This window comes from Agromyces sp. Leaf222 (genome assembly GCF_001421565.1).
Classification (GTDB): domain Bacteria; phylum Actinomycetota; class Actinomycetes; order Actinomycetales; family Microbacteriaceae; genus Agromyces.
Genome location: NZ_LMKQ01000001.1, coordinates 1,818,096 through 1,837,230, shown reverse-complemented (window position 1 = coordinate 1,837,230; position 19,135 = coordinate 1,818,096). Strand labels below are relative to the sequence as shown.

General features: G+C 71.0%; 8 protein-coding genes. 1 reads left to right on the top strand and 7 read right to left on the bottom strand.

Going from position 1 to position 19,135, the window contains the following annotated elements:
• Nucleotides 1-24: 24 nt before the first annotated feature.
• From ASE68_RS08055 to ASE68_RS08025, 7 genes are all read right to left on the bottom strand, one after another.
• Entirely contained in the window at nucleotides 25-5,403 is a 5,379-nt protein-coding gene (locus ASE68_RS08055; protein ID WP_055857147.1) for an Ig-like domain-containing protein, read from the bottom strand.
• 179 nt (nucleotides 5,404-5,582) lie between these two features.
• On the bottom strand, nucleotides 5,583-10,832 hold the full coding sequence (locus ASE68_RS08050; protein WP_055857142.1) for an Ig-like domain-containing protein: 5,250 nt from the start codon (nucleotides 10,830-10,832) through the stop codon (nucleotides 5,583-5,585).
• 25 nt (nucleotides 10,833-10,857) lie between these two features.
• On the bottom strand, nucleotides 10,858-11,580 hold the full coding sequence (locus ASE68_RS08045; RefSeq protein WP_235480793.1) for a hypothetical protein: 723 nt from the start codon (nucleotides 11,578-11,580) through the stop codon (nucleotides 10,858-10,860).
• Nucleotides 11,568-13,319, bottom strand: coding sequence for a serine/threonine-protein kinase (locus ASE68_RS08040; RefSeq protein WP_055857139.1), 1,752 nt, complete (start codon nucleotides 13,317-13,319; stop codon nucleotides 11,568-11,570). Before ASE68_RS08040 ends, ASE68_RS08045 begins: the two co-directional genes overlap by 13 nt.
• Nucleotides 13,319-14,581: an FHA domain-containing protein gene (locus ASE68_RS08035; protein ID WP_055857136.1), complete on the bottom strand. Its 1,263-nt coding sequence runs from the start codon at nucleotides 14,579-14,581 to the stop codon at nucleotides 13,319-13,321. Before ASE68_RS08035 ends, ASE68_RS08040 begins: the two co-directional genes overlap by 1 nt.
• Entirely contained in the window at nucleotides 14,562-15,446 is an 885-nt protein-coding gene (locus ASE68_RS08030; protein ID WP_235480792.1) for a PP2C family serine/threonine-protein phosphatase, read from the bottom strand. The genes ASE68_RS08035 and ASE68_RS08030 overlap by 20 nt, the downstream gene beginning before the upstream one ends.
• A gap of 104 nt (nucleotides 15,447-15,550) precedes the next feature.
• Nucleotides 15,551-16,573 (bottom strand): TerC family protein, encoded by a 1,023-nt coding sequence (locus tag ASE68_RS08025; RefSeq protein WP_055860973.1) that lies wholly within the window; start codon nucleotides 16,571-16,573, stop codon nucleotides 15,551-15,553.
• A 519-nt stretch (nucleotides 16,574-17,092) separates the two neighbouring features.
• Between ASE68_RS08025 and ASE68_RS08020 the strand changes: the two genes are divergently transcribed.
• Nucleotides 17,093-19,072, top strand: a complete 1,980-nt coding sequence (locus tag ASE68_RS08020) for a hypothetical protein (RefSeq protein ID WP_055857132.1) — start codon at nucleotides 17,093-17,095, stop codon at nucleotides 19,070-19,072.
• Nucleotides 19,073-19,135 lie beyond the last annotated feature (63 nt).

Sequence of the window (19,135 nt, the reverse complement as noted above, 5' to 3'; positions counted from 1 at the left end):
TCATGTCCCTGACGCGGCTCGCGTTCACCACGTGTTGTATCCCATGTTGTTCCACGTCGACCCGCTGATCTCGCCGAGGGTCTTGGAGACGGCGCCGCCTCCCTGTGCCTCGAACCGCACGGCGATGTTCTCGCTGCGGCGACCGAGGTGGTTCAGCAGCTGCAACTGGCCGTTCGCTCCGATGTCGACGGTCTGCTGGTAACTGCAGCACGAGGCGCCGTTCACCGTCGCGAACACCTTGTAGCGCCCGGGCGCCATGTCGTACCACGTGATGCGGACCTCGGCGCAGCCGCCGCCACCGCTGTCGCACGACCGGCTCGGCCCCTTGCCGATCCGGCCCGACGGGACCGGCGGCGGCTGCTGCTCGACGGTGAAGTTGCGCGATGCCGCGCCTCCCGCCCGACCGCTGCCGTCGTTGACCGCGCGGACCTGGACGTTGTGCGTGCCGACGCCGATGCCGCCGATGGCGTGGGAGCGCCCACCGCCGATGTCGGACCAGCCGCCGTTGTCGAGGTTGATCTGGTAGTGGATCGAACCGCCGCCGCTGATGTTCGGAGCCCCCCACGAGAAGTCGACCGCTGTCGGTCCGTAGCCGCGAGGCGACGCGCTGACCGACGGGACGTCGGACGGGGTGCCGTACGGGGTCACCGCAGCGCTGGCCGACGACCACTCGCCCCAGCCCTTCTCGTTCTGAGCACGCACTTGGAACGTGTACGTGGTGCCGTTGGTCAGCCCGGTGATCGGCTGGTCCGATCCGGCCGCACCAGCGCCGAACGACCTGCTGCCGCCGTCCCACTGCACCTCGTAGCCGGTGATGGGCGAGTTGTTCGTGGCCGGTTCGTTCCACCGCACGGTGGCCGCGGCATCCGAAGCGCTCGCTGCAGGCCTGTTCGGCTGGTCGGGTGGCGCGCGCACGATCACGGTGGCGCGACCGGTGGTCTGACGCAACGGGTCCTTCGTGCCGTCCTCGATGCGGTAGATCACGCTCACCGTGCCGGTGAAGGCCGCGCCGGTGCGCACCGTGATGTCGGTCGAGGTGAACGAGACGGAGGCGGTCGAGCCGACGGAGACCTGATCGATCTCGGCTCCGACCACCCGCAGCGGCACGCCGTCCTGCTCGAACGGGTTGAAGTCGTTGCCGAGCACGTCGATGAGCTTCGCGTCGCTGCGATTCATCTCGAACGGGCCGTCGTCGACGGTGCGCGGCATCGCCCGTGTCGACGAGACGACCTTCACGTCGACGTAGCCGGGCACCGTGAAGTCGTTGAAGTTCACGTCGAAGGTGAGCCTCGCCTCGGTGCCGGGCTGCACCCCGAGCGGTGCCTTGAACGAGAGCGTCGCGCCGTCGATGATCTCGGCCTGGATGTCCTCGGACGTACCGCCGAGGTTCGTGTAGGTGAACCGCTCGATGTTGTCGCGGTTCGGCTGGTCGCTCGACTGCCGGAGGTCGACGGTACGCGCCGCCTCGCCTGCCTCGATGGTCTCCGACCGCGGCGTGAAGCTCGGTGGCGTGTCGTTGAAGTCGGGGTCGCCGACGGTGATCGGCAGCGTCAGGATCGCGGTGCGGCCGATCGGGTCGTCTGCGCTCTTGCCGTCGGTGACCTGGAACGTCAGGGAGGCTGAGCCGCGGAAGTCCTGCCTGGGGATGTACTGCAGGTGCGTGCCGTCGACGAGGACCTCATCGTCGGTGGCGCTCGCGTTCGCCGTCAGGATGAGCGCCGGGTTGCCCGAGGGAACCTCGACGAGGTCGTTGACGCTCCACGCGATGCGGCCGTTCATGGGCACGATGATCGGATCGAGGTCCTTCAGGTACGGCGCCGGGAACTTCGCCTTCTCCTCGGCCTGCAGCTCCTCTGGCGTCTTCGGCTTCGGCGTCTCCTCAGGCCGCTGCGTCTCCTCGACGGCGTCGTCGCCGGCGGGTACGGGCGGCACGATGACGAAGGCCATGGCCGAGAGGTCGTCGAGGTCGTTCGTCAACCGGTACGCGACGGCATACCGATCGCGCCCGGGCTTCACCGTGATGCGACCGTCGGAGTCGACCTCGGCCTTCGAGGCATTGGGACCCTCGACGGTGACGACGAGGTCCTCGACGAGCCCGCCCGGGTTCGTCGCATCGCGGAGCGGCGTGACGGTCACGTCTTCGCCGTCGAGCACCTCTTCGGGTTCGATCACCTGGTCTTCGGCGGTCGGCGGGAGGATCACCGCGTCGTCGGTCACCGCGATCTGGAGGAATGCGGCGTCCGCACCGCCATGGCCGTTCGAGATCTCGTAGCGGATCGTGTAGGCGCCCTCTTGGTCGGGCGCCTTGACGACGACGCGTCGGAGGTCGCGGATCTCGGCCTCGAGCCCCTCGTCGACATCGGGCAGGCTCTCGACCCGGAGGCTGTAGCCGCTCGGGTCGGAGTCGTTGAGCAGGACCTCGACCGACGCCGTGCGACCGGGCTTCATCTCGATCGAGTCGTCGACCGCGCTCGGCGGCAGCTGCACCACGGGCCTCGGGATGACGCCGATGCGGATGGTGCCGGTGGCGCTCGCACCATAGGTGTCGCGCACCTCGTAGGTGAAGGTCTCGGTACCTGCCGAACCGGTCAGCGCCTCGTAGGTGAGGCTCGTGCTCGTGCGCTCGACGACGCGGCCGAGGGACGGCGTGCTGGAGATGCCGGTGAGCGTGACGGAGTCGCCGTCGGGGTCGAGACCGTCGAGCGGGATGTCGATCTTCACGGCGGAGCCCTCGAAGGTTCGCGAGGTGATCGGCGTCGGCAGCGGTGCTCGATTGCCCTCGCTGCCCCGACCGACGACCGTGATCGTGAGCTTCGCCTTGGCCGTCTGCTCGTGGTCGTCGCCGATCGCGTAGGAGAGGCTGTAGACACCGGCTTCCTCTGGCGCCTGGTAGCGCACCGTGTCGTCGTCGACGAACGCCAGGCCCTTGAAGTCGTCGCCGAACGCGAGTTCGGGCAGCACGTGGAACGCGGCGGCGTCGGGGTGGAAGTCGTTCCTCGTGACCGGCACCGTGACGATGTCGCCTGCCCGGACAATCGCCGTGTCCTCGGTGGCGACCGGCGGTTGGTTCTTCACGAGCGGCGGCACCGGAACCACGGTGACGGTCGTCGTGGCGGTGCCGACGCCGTCGGAGACCGTATACGCGAACTGCAGCTGTCGATCGAGCGCGGCGGAGGCCGTGACGCGAGCGACCGTGTTGGTCAGGAGCTCGACGGAGACGAGCCCGTCGGTCGCCGTGTCGTCGACGGACTGCACCGCGAGCACCCGACCCGAGGGCGAGACGTCATTGGCGAGCACGGGGATCGACAACGGCTCGCCGGGGCGCAGGTACGCGGTGTCCTTCACCGCGATGGGCGGCAACGCCTCGGCCGGGGCTTCGACGACCTGCACGCGGATCAGCCCGACGCTGACCGTCGCGCCCGCCCCGAGGTTGTAGACGAACACGTAGTCGCCGACCTCGGAGCTCGAGAACGTGATCGATCCCCGTTCGAGGTTCGGCGTGATCTCGGCCGATTCGGGAGCCTCCTCGATGCCGAGGAGGGAGAGCGGGGCACCAGACGGCGAGACGTCGTTCACGAGCGGTTCGATGAGCGTCTTCTCGCCGGCGAACACCCTCGTGAAGTCGGGCGTGCCGATCGGGTTCAGGGATCCCGACGGCTTGACCTCGACCGTGAGCATGCCGGTCGCGGCCGTCTGCCCGTCGGAGACCGTGAACTGCACCTCTTTCTGGCCGAGCTCAGCCGACTTGTGCTGGAACGTCAGGTTGCCGTCGGGACTGAAGCGCACGGAGTCGCCGCCGACCGGGGAGGCGTTCACGAGGTAGAGGTCGTCGCCGTCGGGGTCGATCCAGTCGGTCACGACGTTGTACGAGACCTGCTGCCCCTGCTCGACGCTGATCGCCCCCGAGCGCACCGAGACGGGCGCGGTGTTCTCGCTTTCGGGCACGACGCGCACGTTGACGGATGCCTCGGCGACGCCGCCACGGCCGTCATCGACCGAGTATCGGAACGACACCGTGCCGGCGGCACCCTCGGCCGGCGAGAACTGCAGCGCGCGACCGCCGTCGATCTGCTCGATGCGCCCCATCGACTCGGGGATGCCAGTGACGGATGAGACCGTCAGCACGTCGCCGTCGGGGTCGGTGTCGTTCTCGAGCACCTCGAGGATCGTGGTGCGCGTCGGGCGCGCCCCGAAGTCGTCTTCACGCGCGACGGGCGGCCGGTTCTGGTCGGTGCGCTCGGCGATCGTGTCCTCGAAGGTCTGCTGCGCGCTCTTCTCGTCGCCCTCGAGCTCATCGCTCTCCTCTGGCGGCGTCACCTCTTCCCAGTTGTCGACGAGCCGGAGATCGGAGTCGACGAGCCAGGCGTTGCCGTTGGTGAGGTTGTTGAGCGCGATCACGTCGCGGTTGACCCGGAACTCGAGTCGTGCCGCGGCCGTGGGCTGGTCGATGTCGAGCAGGCGCGGCTTCTCTCCGTCGCACGACGCGAGGTAGCGGCCGGCCTCGGCCCAGGCGCCGTGCACGCAGCCGTTCAGCCAGACCGGTGCCGCGACGTCCGCCGCCCCTGCCGATCCGACGGCCGCCTCGGCGTCGAGTTCGCGCACCTTGCCACCGTCGAGCGGGACTGCGACGAGACCGGTCGCGGTCGCGACGTAGGCCGTGTCGTTCTCTGCGCTCGACTGCTGCAGCCTCAGACCGGCATCGTCGAGTTCGGTGACCCGACCGTCGACGATGACGGCGTTGCGCTCCTCGTCGAAGATGACCGCGCGCTCGCCGATCGCCGCGATCTGGTGTTCACCGAGATCGGCGATCTTCGTGGTCTGCGGCGCATCGGCCTTGCCGCGCTCGAACCGCTGCACGCGCTCCTTGGCGATCGACGTCGCGAAGATCGTCCCGGTGTCGGAGACCGCGACTTCGGCGTCTTCGCCGAGCTTCGCGATGGGGTCGGTGCCGCGCCAATCGAACTGGAGCTCGGCGCCGGCCTGCACGTTCCACAGCTCACCGGCCGGTGAGAGCACGGCGATCACGTCGCCGCCGTAGGCGACCTTCGATGCCGGCGGCACGTCGATGCGCTGCGAGAGGGTCGTGAACGAGGGGTCGATGCGCTCGATCGAGCCGACCGCGGGGTCGTAGACGAACGCGTCGTCACCGTTCTGGAACACATCGGTCTCGTTCGACGCGGTCGACACCGCGGCGTCGAGTTCTTCGATCTGGCGGTTCAGGCGCCCGGCGAGCAGCTCTTCGGCATTGGTCACCCAGACGTCACGTGCGCGCAGGTCGGGATCGGTCACCGGGAAGCCCTGGTGCAGCACCGCGACCGTGACCGGTGCGCCGACGAGCACGGCGATCGCGACGCCCGAGGCGAGCGTCTTTCGCGCACGCAACCACGAGGTGAAGCCGGCCAATCTCTACTCCTCGTTGCATCCGTCGGTATGGGCGGCGGGGGTCGCCTGCTCGGCGGACCGCGGCCCACGCTAACACGGTCGGCGAGCACGCCCGAATGGGCAGGGCTTCCCATGGTACTTCGATGTCCAAGCGATACGGAGGGGGACCTCCGCATGCGTGCGGCTGATCCGGAGCCCGTTCAGCAGTCGGGGATCGACCTCCCGGGCCTGCTCGTGTCGTCGGCCCGGACGAACCATCCGTCGTACACGCCGACCTCCGAGGTGAAGTACAGCCAGGGCTGACCGTTCCGCTGCGAGTAGCAGACCGCATCGATGACCGTTCCGGCCCCGAGTGCGCCCTGCGGCTGGAACGAGCAGCCGCTGTCGCCGTTCCACGGTCCGGACGGATAGGCCGAGTTCGGCTCAGGGCAGGTCGTCGCCGTGATCGTCGTCGGATAGCGGGTCGGCGTCCAGGGCGGCGGGGCGGACGGCGTGGCGGCGTTCGAGCGTGTCCACGCGCCGCATCCGCGCGCGTTGCACGCCTGAACCTCGAACGAAGAGGTCGTGCCCACCGTTCGGCGCAGGTTCACCGCGGTGGCGCCGGTCTGCGTCGTGCCGCCGACTCCGACTTCGCGCCAGACGTAGTGCGAGATGCCGCGACCGCCGTCGGCCACCGGTGGGGACCAGAGCAGGGTCATGTCGCCGGTGCCGTTCGACGTCGCAGTGAGGGATGCCGCGGCGGGCGCTCCGGGAACGCCGTACGGGCGCACCGTCGCACTCTCGGGCGATGCGGGCGAATCGCCGACCGCATTGCGCGCGGAGACCCTGAAGGCGTAGGCGGTGCCGTTCTGGAGGCCGCCGACGGTGTACGTGCCCTCGGTCGGCACGGTGAGGCTACCGCCGGGCCACGTCACGGTGTAGTCGAGGATCGGCGAATTGTTCGACGCGGTCGAGGAGATGGTGACGCTCGCCGTGCCGTCGCCCTCGACGGCCGCGGGAGCCTGCGGCGCATCCGGCACGTCGACGATCGACAGCAGGATCCGCCCCTGCACCCGACGCGTGCGATCGTCGGTCGCATCCTGCACCACGTACACGGCGCTCAGTGTTCCGGTCGCTGAGGCACCCGTGCGGATCGTCACGGTCTCATCGGTGAAGGAGATGGATGCGCTCGCCCCTGCGCCCGCCTGATCGAGCAGTGCACCGACCACGCGAAGCGGCTCGCCTTCGGCCTCGAACGGGTTGATGTCGTTCGAGAGCACGTCGAGCGTGACCGTCTGCGAGGGCCGGTAGGTCGAGTTCTCGGCCGATGACGGATCGTCTGCCGGCATGGCCAGCGGCCGTGTCGAGGAGACGACGGTGACCTCGACCTCGCCCGGCACCGTGAGCCCGTTCAATGCGACGTCGAACGTCAGGGTCGCCCGAGCGCCCGGTTGGACGCCACGCGGCACGACGATCGTCAACGCGGCGCCGGCGAGACCGGCCCTGATGTCGGAGTTCGCTCCGGCCAGACCCGAGAACACCACTCGCTCGAGCATGGCGGGATTGGGATGGGAGGTGGACGCGAGGAGATCGACCTCCTGAGGATCCTCGCCGGCCTCGACGGTGACCGACTGCGCGGTGAACTTGGGCGCCACGTCCTCGAGGTCGGGATCGCCGACGGTGACGGCGAGGGTCAGGAGCACCTTCGCCCCGGTGGGGTCCGACTCCGAGCGGCCATCGGTCACCAGGAAGCTCACCGAGGCCGGGCCGCGGTACCCGCGCGCCGGCGTGTATCGGAGCGTCTCGCCGTCCACACGCACCGCGGACCCGTCGCCGTTCGTCGCCGACGCGCTGAGGATCAGCGCCGGTCGTCCCGACGGCACCTCCACGAGGTCGTCGACCGCCCACTCGATCGGCGTGTCCAGGTCGGTCTGCTGCGGAGGCAGGTCCTTCAGGTACGGAAGCGGGGGCTGCTGGTGCGCGGCCGCATCGGGGAGCGGCGGCACGATGATGAACGAGGTCGTCGTGAGGCCGTCGCGATTCGCGAGGCGATACGCGATGGTGGTTCGAGACGAGGTCGCACGCACCCGCACCTCGGAGGCACCGACGACCTCGGCCGCGTCGCGGTTGGGGCCGACGAGGGAGAGTTCGAGGTCGCCGAGGCGTCCACCGACGTTCTCCGCCCCGTCGAGCACGTCGACCTCGACCGACGGCGATGCCGCGAGATCCTCCATCGAGACGAACTGGTCGACGGACGTCGGAGGCACCGGCCGCGCATCGGTCGTGACGAGCACGTGCAGGAATGCGGAGTCCACGCCGCCGTGCCCGTTCTCGACCTGGTAGCGGATCGCGAAGGCTCCCTCCTCGTCGGGCGCCTCGACCACGACCCGATCGTCGACGACGGATGCCTCGATGCCGTCGTCGACCTCGAGCAGGTCGTCGGCGACGGTGAGCTTGTAGCCGTTCGGGTCGGAGTCGTTGCGCCAGACCGGCACGGACGCCACCCGCCCGGGCGGAACCTCGACCGTGTCGTCGACGGCGTTCGGCGGTGAATCGGTCGCCGGCCGTGGAACGACCCCGACCCTGATCGTCGACTCGGCGGTCGCCCCCGCGGTGTCCTCGACCTCGTACGCGAAGCTGTCGGTTCCCGCCATGCCCGGATACGCCTGGTATTCGATGGTGCCGGCATCGGTCGACACGATGCGCCCGAGCTTGGGCGACGTCGTGATGCTCCGGAGCACCACCGAGTCCCCGTCGGGGTCCAGGCCGTCGAGCGCGACCGGGATCTTCACCGTGGAGTCGGCGAACAGTCGCGAGGTCGCCGGCACCGCGACGGGCGGCAGGTTCTCCCCGGCCTGGCCGACCACGACGAACTGCACCGTGGCGACCGCGCTCTCGCGGTACGGATCGACCACCCGGTAGTCGATGCTGTAGACGCCGGGCTCGGCCGGAGCCTGGTAGCGCACGGTGTCGGCGTTCACGAAGGCCAGGCCGGGCGTGCCATCGGGAACGACGAGTTCGGGATCGACGCTGAGCGGGGCTCGATCGGGATGACGGTCGTTGTCGAGCACCGGCACCGTGACGATGTCGCCGGCACGCACCCGCGCGGAGTCGTCGACCGCGACCGGCGGCTGGTGCTTCACGAGCGGGGGCACGGGCACCACCGTGATGCCGGCCGTCGAGGTCGACGTCCCGTCGCTCACGGTGTAGTGGAACTGCGTCTGCTCGACGAGCGCCGACGACGGCGTCGCACGCACGACGGCGTTGCCGAGCATCTCGACCGTCAGCGCGATGTCGAGGCCGTCGGTCTGCACGGACTGCACCGCGAGGACGTCGCCGCTCGGCGAGACGTCGTTCGCGAGCACCGGGATCGAGAGTGGCTCCCCCGGTCGCAGGTACGCGATGTCGGTGACCGCGATCGGCGGGGGTGCCCCGTCGGGCGGTTCGAGCACATCGACCCTGACGAGGCCGACGCTCGTCTCCGTGCCGGCGCCGACCGTGTAGATCACCTCGTAGGAACCCGGCTCCGCCGCCGTGAACCCGATCGAGCCGCGCTCGAGGTTCGGCTCGACCTCGACGCCGTCGGGCACCTCTTCGAGGCCGATGAGGGCGAGCGGGGCACCGGACGGGCTCGCGTCGTTGCCGAGCGGCTGGATGTCCGCCGTTCGGCCGGCGAAGGTCTGGACGTGGTCGGGCGTGCCGATCGGCGCCAAGGTGCCGGCGGGTTCGACGTCGACGGTGAGCACGCCGCTCGCGGTGCCGTGTCCGTCGGAGACGACGTACACGACCTCCTTCGACCCGAGTTCGGCGGAGGTGTGCTCGAAGGTCAGCTCGCCGTCGGGGGCGGCACTCGCACGATCGCCGGACTTCGGCGTCGCAGAGACGAGGAAGACGGCGTCGCCATCGGGATCGATCCAGTCCTGCAGCACGTTGACCGTGGTGGATCCGCCCTGCTCGACGGCGGTGACGGTCTCCCTGCGCGCGACCGGCGGCTCGTCGACGTCCGCCTGATGCACCGAGATCGACGCCAGCGCCTCCGCGACCCCGCCCGGTCGCCCGTCGTTGGCCGTGTACCTGAACGAGAGGGAGCCGGAGAGCCCCTCTGCCGGCGTGAACTGGAGCGCGCGACCGCCGTCGATGAGCTGGAGGCTGCCCTGCGAGGCCGATACCTCGGGCACGGCCGAGATGGTGAGCACGTCGCCGTCGGGGTCGGTGTCGTTGTCGAGCACGGGAATCACGGTCGTGAGTCCGGGACGCACGCCGAATTCGTCGTCGCGAGCGGTCGGCGCACGGTTCTCGTCGGTGCGCTGGGCGAGGGTGTCCTCGAAGCTCTCGGTGGAGGCGGTCTCCTCCCCGTCCTCGGCGTCCTCCTCCTCGGGCGGGGTGACCTGCTCCCAGTCGTCGACGAGACGCAGGTCGTCGTCGAGCAGCCAGGTGTTGCCGGTGGTCAGGTCGTTGAGCGCGATGACGCTGCGATTGACCCGGAATTCGAGGGTCGACCCGCGCGTCTGCCGGTCGAGGTCGACCGAGCGGGGGTCGACGCCGTCGCAGGCGAGGAGGTACCTGGCCGCACCCGCCCAGGCCGCGTGTGCGCAGCCCTCGAGCCGCACCGGCGCCGAGACGTCGGCGGGGTCATCGAACGATCCCGAGAACCCGGGGTCGATGCTCTCCACCGCGGCCCCGGCCGTCAAGGGCACGTCGAGCAGCGCCGATCCGGTCGCCACGAGCACCGAGTCGTCGGCGGGACCGGATTGCTGGAGGCGCAGCGCGTGCGCGGGAAGGTCGATCTCGTCGGCTCCGACGAGCAGCCGGTCGTCCTCGAGATCGAGCACGACCGGGGTCCGGCCGACCGCGGTCACCTGATGGTCGCCGAGACGAGGCAGCGCCGAGGCGGTGGGTTCGGCACCCGGCTCGATGCGCACGAGCTCGCGATCGCGCGGGGAGGTCGCGAACACCGTTCCGTCGTCGGAGACGGCGACATGACCGCCCGGACCGACCTTCGTCAGCGGCTGCGCCGTCGCCGCGTCGAAGGCGAGCGGCAGCGCCGCATCGACCGTCCAGACCGATCCGGAACCGGGATCCATGATCGCCAGCACGTCGCCGCCGTAGGCGATCTCCGCGTCGAGCGGGACGCTCATCGCCTCGGTCAGGGTGGTGAACGACGGATCGATGCGCTGCACCGTGCCTGAGGAACGGTCGTGGAGGAAGACTTCCTCCCCGTGCTGGAACACGTCGATGTCGCGCGAGGTGGTGTTCACGGCACCGTCGAGCTCGGCGATGGGCTTGCTGAGTCGGCCGGCGAGGAGCTCGTCGCCGTTGGTGACCCACACGTCTCGGGCGTCGAGGTCGACGTCGACCACGGGATATCCGGGATGCAGCACCGCAACGCCGACCGGCACGATGACGATCGTCGCGAGCACGACGAGGGCGGCGACCTCGCGCGGACGCGTGCCGAGGAGCCGCCTCAGCACTGCGGAACGAGCAGCGTCAGCGGTGTCACTCCTCGGGCTCCGCCGCAGCGCGGTCGAGCAGGAGGAGGTCGTCGACGCTCACCAGCCGCGTCGCGACGGCGTACTCGACGAGTCGCATGCGCCGGTTCGTCGCGAGCTTGCCGCGCCCGCCGCGGAGCCCGTCGACGCCGAGGCGATCGAGCTTCTCGCAGACGTTGTCGAGCTTGCGGTTGAAGGTCGTCATGCTCCAGCCGAGACGAGCGGCGGCCTCGGCCGAGGTGGGCACCGTCGCGCGCCCGGCTGACGGCTGCACGAGCACGCGCTCGGCGAGGGCGACCACGAGCAGCCGCTGGCTCGAGGTCAGCGTGACGGGCATGATCGTGGTGCCGCCGTCGGCCGGGGTGGCCGTGAGCGAGGTGTTGTAGAAGTCCTCCTCGGCGTGGATCGAGAACTCGTAGGTCGTCGCGCCCGCGCTGAAGAGCACCTGCACCTGCTGGAAGACGAGCGGCAGCTTCGCACCCGGCGCGACCCACGCCTGCACGCTGCCCGTGGCATCCGACACCGTGGCCGAGAGCAGTTGGCCGACGTTCGAGAGCCACCACAGGCCGAACTCGGAACTCAGGGTGAGGAACGTGCGGTGCAGGTAGGGGTTCTCGTCGATCGTGAGGTCGGACTCGCGGCCGATCGTGAACGTGCGGCCCTCGTCGACGGTGTACCACTCGCCGCAGTACTCGACCTTGAGCGGCTGGAGCGGCCTCACGGCGTGCACCCCTTCGCCGGCTCGGAGGTGCGGCTGCCCCGCTGGGTCTGCACGTCGATGCAGACGGTCTGCCCCGCCGCGACTCCCGCGACGACGATCGGCGACGCGTCGGCGACCTCGACGGTGCCGCTGCCGTCGGAGCGCTTCCAGCGGAACCGGTCCCCCTCTTCGGGCTCGTCGAGCGAGACCTCGAACGACACGCTCGTGCCGTCGGCGGAGGGCACGCCGGGTTCGACCACGGGAACCGGGACGGTCGCCTCGGCGACGGCGTCCTGGCTCGCGGACTTGACGGGTGCCTCGGCCTCGGGCTTCGGCAGCGCACCGGAGAGGGCGATGGCGGCGACGACCGCGACGGCCACGACGGCGCCGGCGGCGATGCCGACGATGAGGCCGACCCTCGAACGCCGAGCCGGCGCCTCGACCTCGGTGACGGATGCCGCGGCCTGCGTCGCATCGTTCGCGGCGCGTGCGTCGCCGCGGGCGGCGCCCGTGGGCCTGACGATCGTGCCGTCATCGACGGGCTCGGCGGCGGCGCCGACCGCGGCGGAGCCGCGCGCATCGGCGACCGGAGCCTGACGGCCGGGTCGCATCATCGTGGCGTCGGGCAGTGGCGGCTGCGCGGCGACCGGCTGCGGCGCACGCGCGACGGTCGCGTCGGCCCCCGTCGGGGTCGGCGCGCTCGGGGGTGCGCCGACCGCACGTGCCGTGGCGGCGCCGGCTCCCGCGGCGGGAGGTGCGGCCTGCGCGTCGATCGTGCGCACGGCGCGGGCCCTGGTGGCATCCGCGGCGTCTTCGGTGCCGCGCTCCTCGACGACCGCGAGGTTCGGCACCTCGATCGTGGTCGCCGAGTAGCCGAGTTCGAGCTCGACGCGCTGCAGGGCGCGGGCGAACTCGACCGCGCTCGGATACCGGTCGTCGCGCGAGGTCGCCATGCCCTTGGCGAGCACCGCTTGGAGGCTGCGCGGCAGGTCGGCGCGATCCATGGGCGTGATCGCCCCGCGCTCGATGCGGCCGATGAGGTCGAGCGTGCCGTTCGAGCGCCCGGGGATCTCGAACGGCGAGCGCCCCGCGAGGAGCGTGTACACCGTCGCGGCCAGCGAGAAGACGTCGCTGCGGGGGTCGGGGCTCGGGTCGTCCTCGAACATCTCGGCCGGCGACCACGGCACGCTCATGCCGACCGCGGCCGTGCTGCCGGAGCCGGAGGTTCCGGTCGCCTGGTCGCCGGGGCGCACCGTCATCGTGTGCATCGGCAGCTCGCCGTCGAGGTTCGACGAGATGCCGAAGTCGGTCAGCGCGGGCCAGCCGTAGTCGTTCGTGAGCACGTTCGCGGGCTTGATGTCGCGGTGCAGGATGCCGGCCGCGTGCGCCGTGGCCACCGCGCCCGAGATTCGCACGCCCGTGCGAAGGGCGTCCTCGACGGCGAACGGCGCGCGCTTGTACTGCTCGGCGAGGCTCGGACCCGAGCAGTACTCCATGACGAAGTAGGGCCGGCCGTCGGCCGAGACATCCGCGTGGAAGATCGTGACGATGTAGGGGTGCGTCGACAGCTGGGCCATCAGGTTGGCCTCGGCGACGAACTGGGCGCGCGTGTCGCGACCGAGCTCTTCGGTGAGGAGCACCTTCACGGCGACCCTGCGCCGTGGCAGCCGCTGCTCGTAGAGGAACACGTCGGCGAAGCCGCCGGAGCCGAGCAGGCCCTGCGGGGTGTAGCCCGGCAGTTCGGGCGGGGTGGAGGTCGCGCGGCGCATCAGGAGGCGACCACCTGGATGGTCCAACCGCCGCCGAGGTCGACGACCGTGCCCACGAGCACCGGCGTCGGCTCGCCCGCGCGGAGGCGAACGGGCGCCTTGCCCGGCTGCGCGACATGCGTGCCGTTGCGCGAGTGCAGGTCGGTGATCACGACGGTGTCCCCCTCGACGGTGACGCGCACGTGATTGCGCGAGATGTCCTGGTCGCCTGCGCCGATCGCGACCACGCGCGGCAGGCGCCCGCCGGAGACCTGGCTGACGCTCGGCGCGCGCCCCAGCAGCACCTCGTGGGTCACCGGCTCGAGGGATCCGTCGGGCATGCGCAGGCTGAGCCTCGGCGAGGCGACGGCAGCGGATGCCGCGGGCCGGCCCTGCTCGCCCGACGCCGACTGCTCGGCTCGGCGTGCGTCGCGCTCGGCGCGCAGGCGCTGCACGTCGCCGCCGACGATGGTCAAGCCGTCGTGGTCGCCGGAGAGGGTGTCGCCGGGCGGGACGATCGTCTGCTCGGTGCCGGCGGTCGATGACGACGACGGTGCGATGGAGGCCGTCACCGGGGAGACGACGGTCGAGTCGTCGATCGCGTCGAACGCCCGTGCGGGGGTCGGCGGGGCCGGTGGGCCCGGGATCGTGGGACCGGTGTGCCCGATCGCGGGCGGAGTCCAGGCCGTCGGCGCCGAGAGCGGCTGAGCCGGCGTGGCGGGGGTGGGCAGGTCCAGGGCGGACGGGTCGGCGGCGGACGGGTCGGCGGCGGGCTCCGGCTCGGCACCGGCGGTCGGCTCCTGTCGTTCCTCAGGCGCGACCGGCACCGGCTCGGCCGGCGCCGCGACCGGCTCGATCGACTCCGAGTCGACGGACGCCGCGAACACGACGCCCTCGATGATCGGCAGCGCGACCGCAGCCGGGGTCGCCGCGGCATCCGTCGCACCGAGTTCGACCGCCGACCCCTCGATCGCACGCTCGACCCAGGTCGACACGCCCTCGCCCGTGAGCTGTTCGCCCGCCAGGCGCACCGAGAACCCGCCGCGAACGACGATGCGCACGACGGCATCGTCGTCGGCGCGCACGACGAGGCCGAACGACGGCGTCGCCGAGAGGCCGTCGACCGTCAGGCGGTCGAGCACCGCACGCACCGGGTCGGCCTCGACGAGCCGCGGCCACAGGTCGCCCACGAGCCCGGCGGATGCGGCGGGCAGCATGAGCACGACGCCGCCGCGCACGACCGCCAGGTGCTCCCCCGACGGGTCAGCCGTGTACGTCGCCACCGGCGCCTCCGTTCGTTCGCGGGGTGGTGTCCTCGATCGCCGACACCGTGGCCGCACGATCCTTGGTGGTCTCGTCGTCGAGGGCGCCGAGCTCGGACTCGACGACGACCGCCGTGACGTTGTCACGGCCGCCGTGCTCGAGCGCGAGGTCGACGAGTTCGCCGGCCAGCCCGGCCGCGTGGCCCGTGTCGCCCACGAGCACCCGGGCGATCGACTCGTCGTCGACCTCCTTGCTGAGCCCGTCGGAGCAGATGAGGAAGACCTGACGCCCTGCTGCCGGGATCAGCCACACGTCGGGATCGACGACGTCGTCGGCTCCGATCGCCCGCGTGATCACGTTGCGGTCTGGATGCCGCTCGGCATCCTCGGGCCGGATGAGTCCGGCGTCGACGAGCTCCTGCACGGCCGAGTGGTCGACGCTCAGCTGGCTCAGCGTGCGCCCGTTCCACGAGTAGATGCGCGAGTCGCCGACGTTGAAGGCCATCCAGTGGAATCCCGCCCCGTCGCCGGCATCGACCAGTGCGACGCCCGCGAGGGTCGTGCCGGCCACCGCCGTGCCCTCGTCTCCCTCGCCGCTGAGCGCGCGAACGGCGTCGTTCGACGAGTGGATCGCGTCGAGCACCTGCTCCGGCGACGACGGGCCGCCCGGCGCCAGGTGCCGACGGAACGTCTCGACGACGGTGCGGCTCGCCACGTCGCCGCGGGCATGGCCGCCCATGCCGTCGGCCACGAGGAAGACGGGCGCCTCGGCGAGGAACGCGTCCTCATTCATGCTGCGCACGCGCCCGACATCCGTTCGAGCACTGTGCGCGATCACCGCCGCTCCGCGATCGAGCTCGACGACGTCTTCGCCATCAGGGGACACGGTGCTCCTCGTCGCCGTTCTTCACCGGTGGGAACCGGGACGCCGCACCCCGTGCGCCGCCCACCAAAACTAGCAACACCCGGGACGTCTCGCCGACTCGCAGGTCAGCGGGCGTCGTCGTCGGTGAAGTGCGGGACCTCTTCCATCAGGGTGTGGCCGCGGCGCTTCGCGTCGACGTTCGCCTTGATGACGCTCGCCACGGTGGCGACGGCCATCGCCGCGATGATGACGCCCAGCGACATCCAGGTGGAGATCTCGGGCGCCCACTCGATGTGCTCGCCGCCGTTGATGAACGGCAGCTCGTTGACGTGCATCGCGTGCAGCACGAGCTTCACGCCGATGAACGCGAGGATGAACGCGATGCCGTACTTGAGGTACTCGAGGCGCTCGAGCAGGCCGCCGAGGAGGAAGTACAGCTGGCGCAGGCCCATGAGCGCGAACACGTTCGCCGTGAACACGATGAACGGGCTCTGCGTGATGCCGAAGATCGCCGGGATCGAGTCGAGCGCGAAGAGCAGGTCGGTCGTGCCGATCGCGATGAAGACGAACAGGATCGGCGTGAACACGCGGTGCCCGCCGATCACGGTGCGGATCTTGATGCCGTCGTAGTCGTCGGAGATCTTCACCCGCTTGCGCAGGATGCGCACGAGGAAGTTGTCCTTGTCGTCGTCGTGCTCGACGAACGCCTGCTGGTAGGCCGTGTAGACGAGCCAGACGCCGAAGATGTAGAAGATCCAGCTGAAGTTCTCGATGAGCTGCGCGCCGAGCAGGATGAAGATGCCGCGGAAGATCAGGGCCAGGATGATGCCGACCATGAGCACCTCCTGCTGCAGCTTCTTCGGCACCGCGAACCTGGCCATGATGATCACGAACACGAACAGGTTGTCGATCGACAGGCTGTACTCGGTGAGCCAACCCGCGATGAACTGGCCGGCGTGCTCGGCATCGCCGAGCAGGTACATGAGCAGCGCGAAGATGAGGGCGAGCGCGACGTAGAAGACGACCCAGAGCGTCGACTCGCGGAAGGACGGCACATGCGGTCGCTTGACGACGAGGAGGAGGTCGGCGACGAGGATCAAGGTGAGGACCACGAGGGATCCGATTTCGAACCAGGCGGGAAGCTGCAGCACGTGCGGCCTTTCGAAGAATTTGGGTAGGGCGGAACCCGAAAGTCTCTCCCAGTGCGCACTCGTGCGCCGCCACGCCCGGAGCGGCGTCTTCGGCGCTCGTACTGACGATCGTGGCTCGATGCGTGTGAACGCCTCGCGGGATACTCCCCTTCGCTCTCGGGAGTCTATCGGGTGCGATGCCCGGACCCGTACCCCCTGGCGTCTCCTCGGCGTGGCATTTCGTGTCTGTGGGGCATCGACAAGCCGGGCCGTCCTGTGCTCGCGAGCCCTTGGATGTTCGCACAGGAAATGATGAGCACTCGTCGGGGAATCCTCCACCGCTGTTAGCTTCGACCGACTCTCAGGGACGACGAGCCGCCGGAAACCGACAACGAGGTTGGGCCGGCACGGCGTCCCGGTGGCGCTCGGCCCGCCCACGGCGGCCGCGCACCCGACGCCCCGCACCGGCGTCGGCGAGTGGACCCGCAATCACCCCTCCCGGGCGCCTTCGCCGCGCCCGCATCCGATGGAGCCTCAATGACGAGAATCGACGCACCTCCCCACCGCCACGGAACCGGGCTGAAGGTCGCGGCAGTCGCCCTGACGATCGCCCTCATCGCCGCGATCGTGTTCTTCTTCCTCACCACTTCGAAGCTGGCGAACGGCGCCGGCCTGGTCGCCGACGGCGCCGGAACCGCGGGCGACGGGTCGAGCCGGATCGCCGATGGGGCCTCCGACCTGGCATCCGGCGCCGGCACGGCCCAGGACGGGTCGAGCGACCTCTCCGCGGGCGCGATCAAGCTCGAGGCCGGCGCGACGACGGCGGCGGGCGGCGCCGAGCGCCTGAAGGCGGGCGCCGAACGTGCCGCGGCCGGCACGATCAAGGTCGCCGACGGCCTGGGGCGGAGCGTCGACGGCACCACCGAGCTCTCGGCGGGCGCGAACGACGCCGCCGCCGGCGCGGTGCAGGTCTCGGACGGCATCACCCGGGCCGCGGCCGGTGCTGCGCGCGTCGCGAACGGCGCCGCAGAACTCGGCGCCGGGGCCGGACGCCTCGACGCCGGAGCGACCGAGCTCAGCGCCGGAGCCGGACGCCTCGACACCGGAGCGACCGAGCTCAGCGCCGGAGCCGGACGCCTCAACACCGGAGCGACCGAGCTCAGCGCCGGAGCCGGACGCCTCAACACCGGAGCGACCGAACTCGCCGCGGGTGCTGGCGCCGTCAACACCGGCGCCGCGGCGCTCGCATCCGGCGCGACCTCCTTGGCCGGTGGCGCCCAGAATCTGGCTGCCGGCGCGACGGCCGTGCACGAGAACGCGAAGCTCCTCTCCGCGGGCGGCGGCTCCGTCGCCGGCGGTGCGACGACCTTGGCGACGGGGCTGGCCGAGCTGAAGGCCGGCGGCGATGCCGTCGCAGCAGGAGCCGCGGCGACGAAGGCGGGTGCGGCGAGCGTGGCCGGCGGTGCAGCGGGAGTCGCAGCCGGACTCGCGAACCTCGAACAGGTGCTCACCGCGAGCGGCCTGCCGCCCGAGCTGCTCGCCCAGGTCGCCGAGCTCCGTGCGGGCGCCGATGCGACCAGTGCCGGCGCCACCGGTCTCAGCGCGGGGGCGACCGGCCTCGCGGCCGGAGCCGGCACGCTGAGCGCGGGCATCGCGAACGCGAGAACCGGTGCCGATGCACTTGCGACCGGAGCGGCCTCGCTCTCGTCTGGCCTCACGCAGCTCACGGTCGAGGGAACCGAACCGCTCGCCGCGGGTGCCCTGACGGTCGCCACCGGCGCGAGCTCCCTCGCGAGCGGTGCCGGCACGGTCGCCGCCGGCACGAACCTCCTCGCCGGCAAGTCGGGCGAACTCGCCATCGGCACCGGCACCCTCGCCGGCAAGTCGGGCGAACTCGCCATCGGCACGGGCACCCTCGCCGGCAGGTCCGGCGAGCTGGCCGTGGGCGCGGGCACCCTCTTCGGCAAGTTCGGCGAGTTCACCGCGGGCACCGCGACGCTCTCCGGCAAGTCGGGCGCCCTCGTCGACGGTGCCGCGCAAGTCGCCGGTGGCACGGCGACACTCGACCAGAAGGTCGACGGACTCGTCGCCGGCAACGAGCGGATCGCCGCCGGGCTCGAGCGCTCCCTCGACGGCACCCTCGAGCTGAAGGCGGGTGCCGATGAGCTCGTGACCGGCACCTCTGCACTGTCGACCGGAGCGGCGAGCCTCGCGACCGGCACGAAGACGCTCGCGAACGGCGCCACCACGCTCGCCGACGGATCCGCGAGCCTGGCCGAGGGCACCACGAAGCTCGCCGACGGCGCGACCACGCTCGCCGATGGCACGGCCGCCCTCGCCGACGGCAGCGGCGAGCTCGCCACGGGAAGCCGGACCCTGGCCGACGGTGCCGCGGGGGTCTCCCCCGCGACGCTGGTGCCGTGGCTGCTCGTGGTGCTCGGCGTGATCGCCGCGGTCGTCGCCTTCTGGATCGCGCACCGCGTTCGCCATGCGCGGCGCGAGATGCTGCCGGCCTGACCTGCAGACGCGTCGCAGCGGCGGCGGTCGGGGCATCCGTCCCGGCCGCCGCCGCGCTCGTCG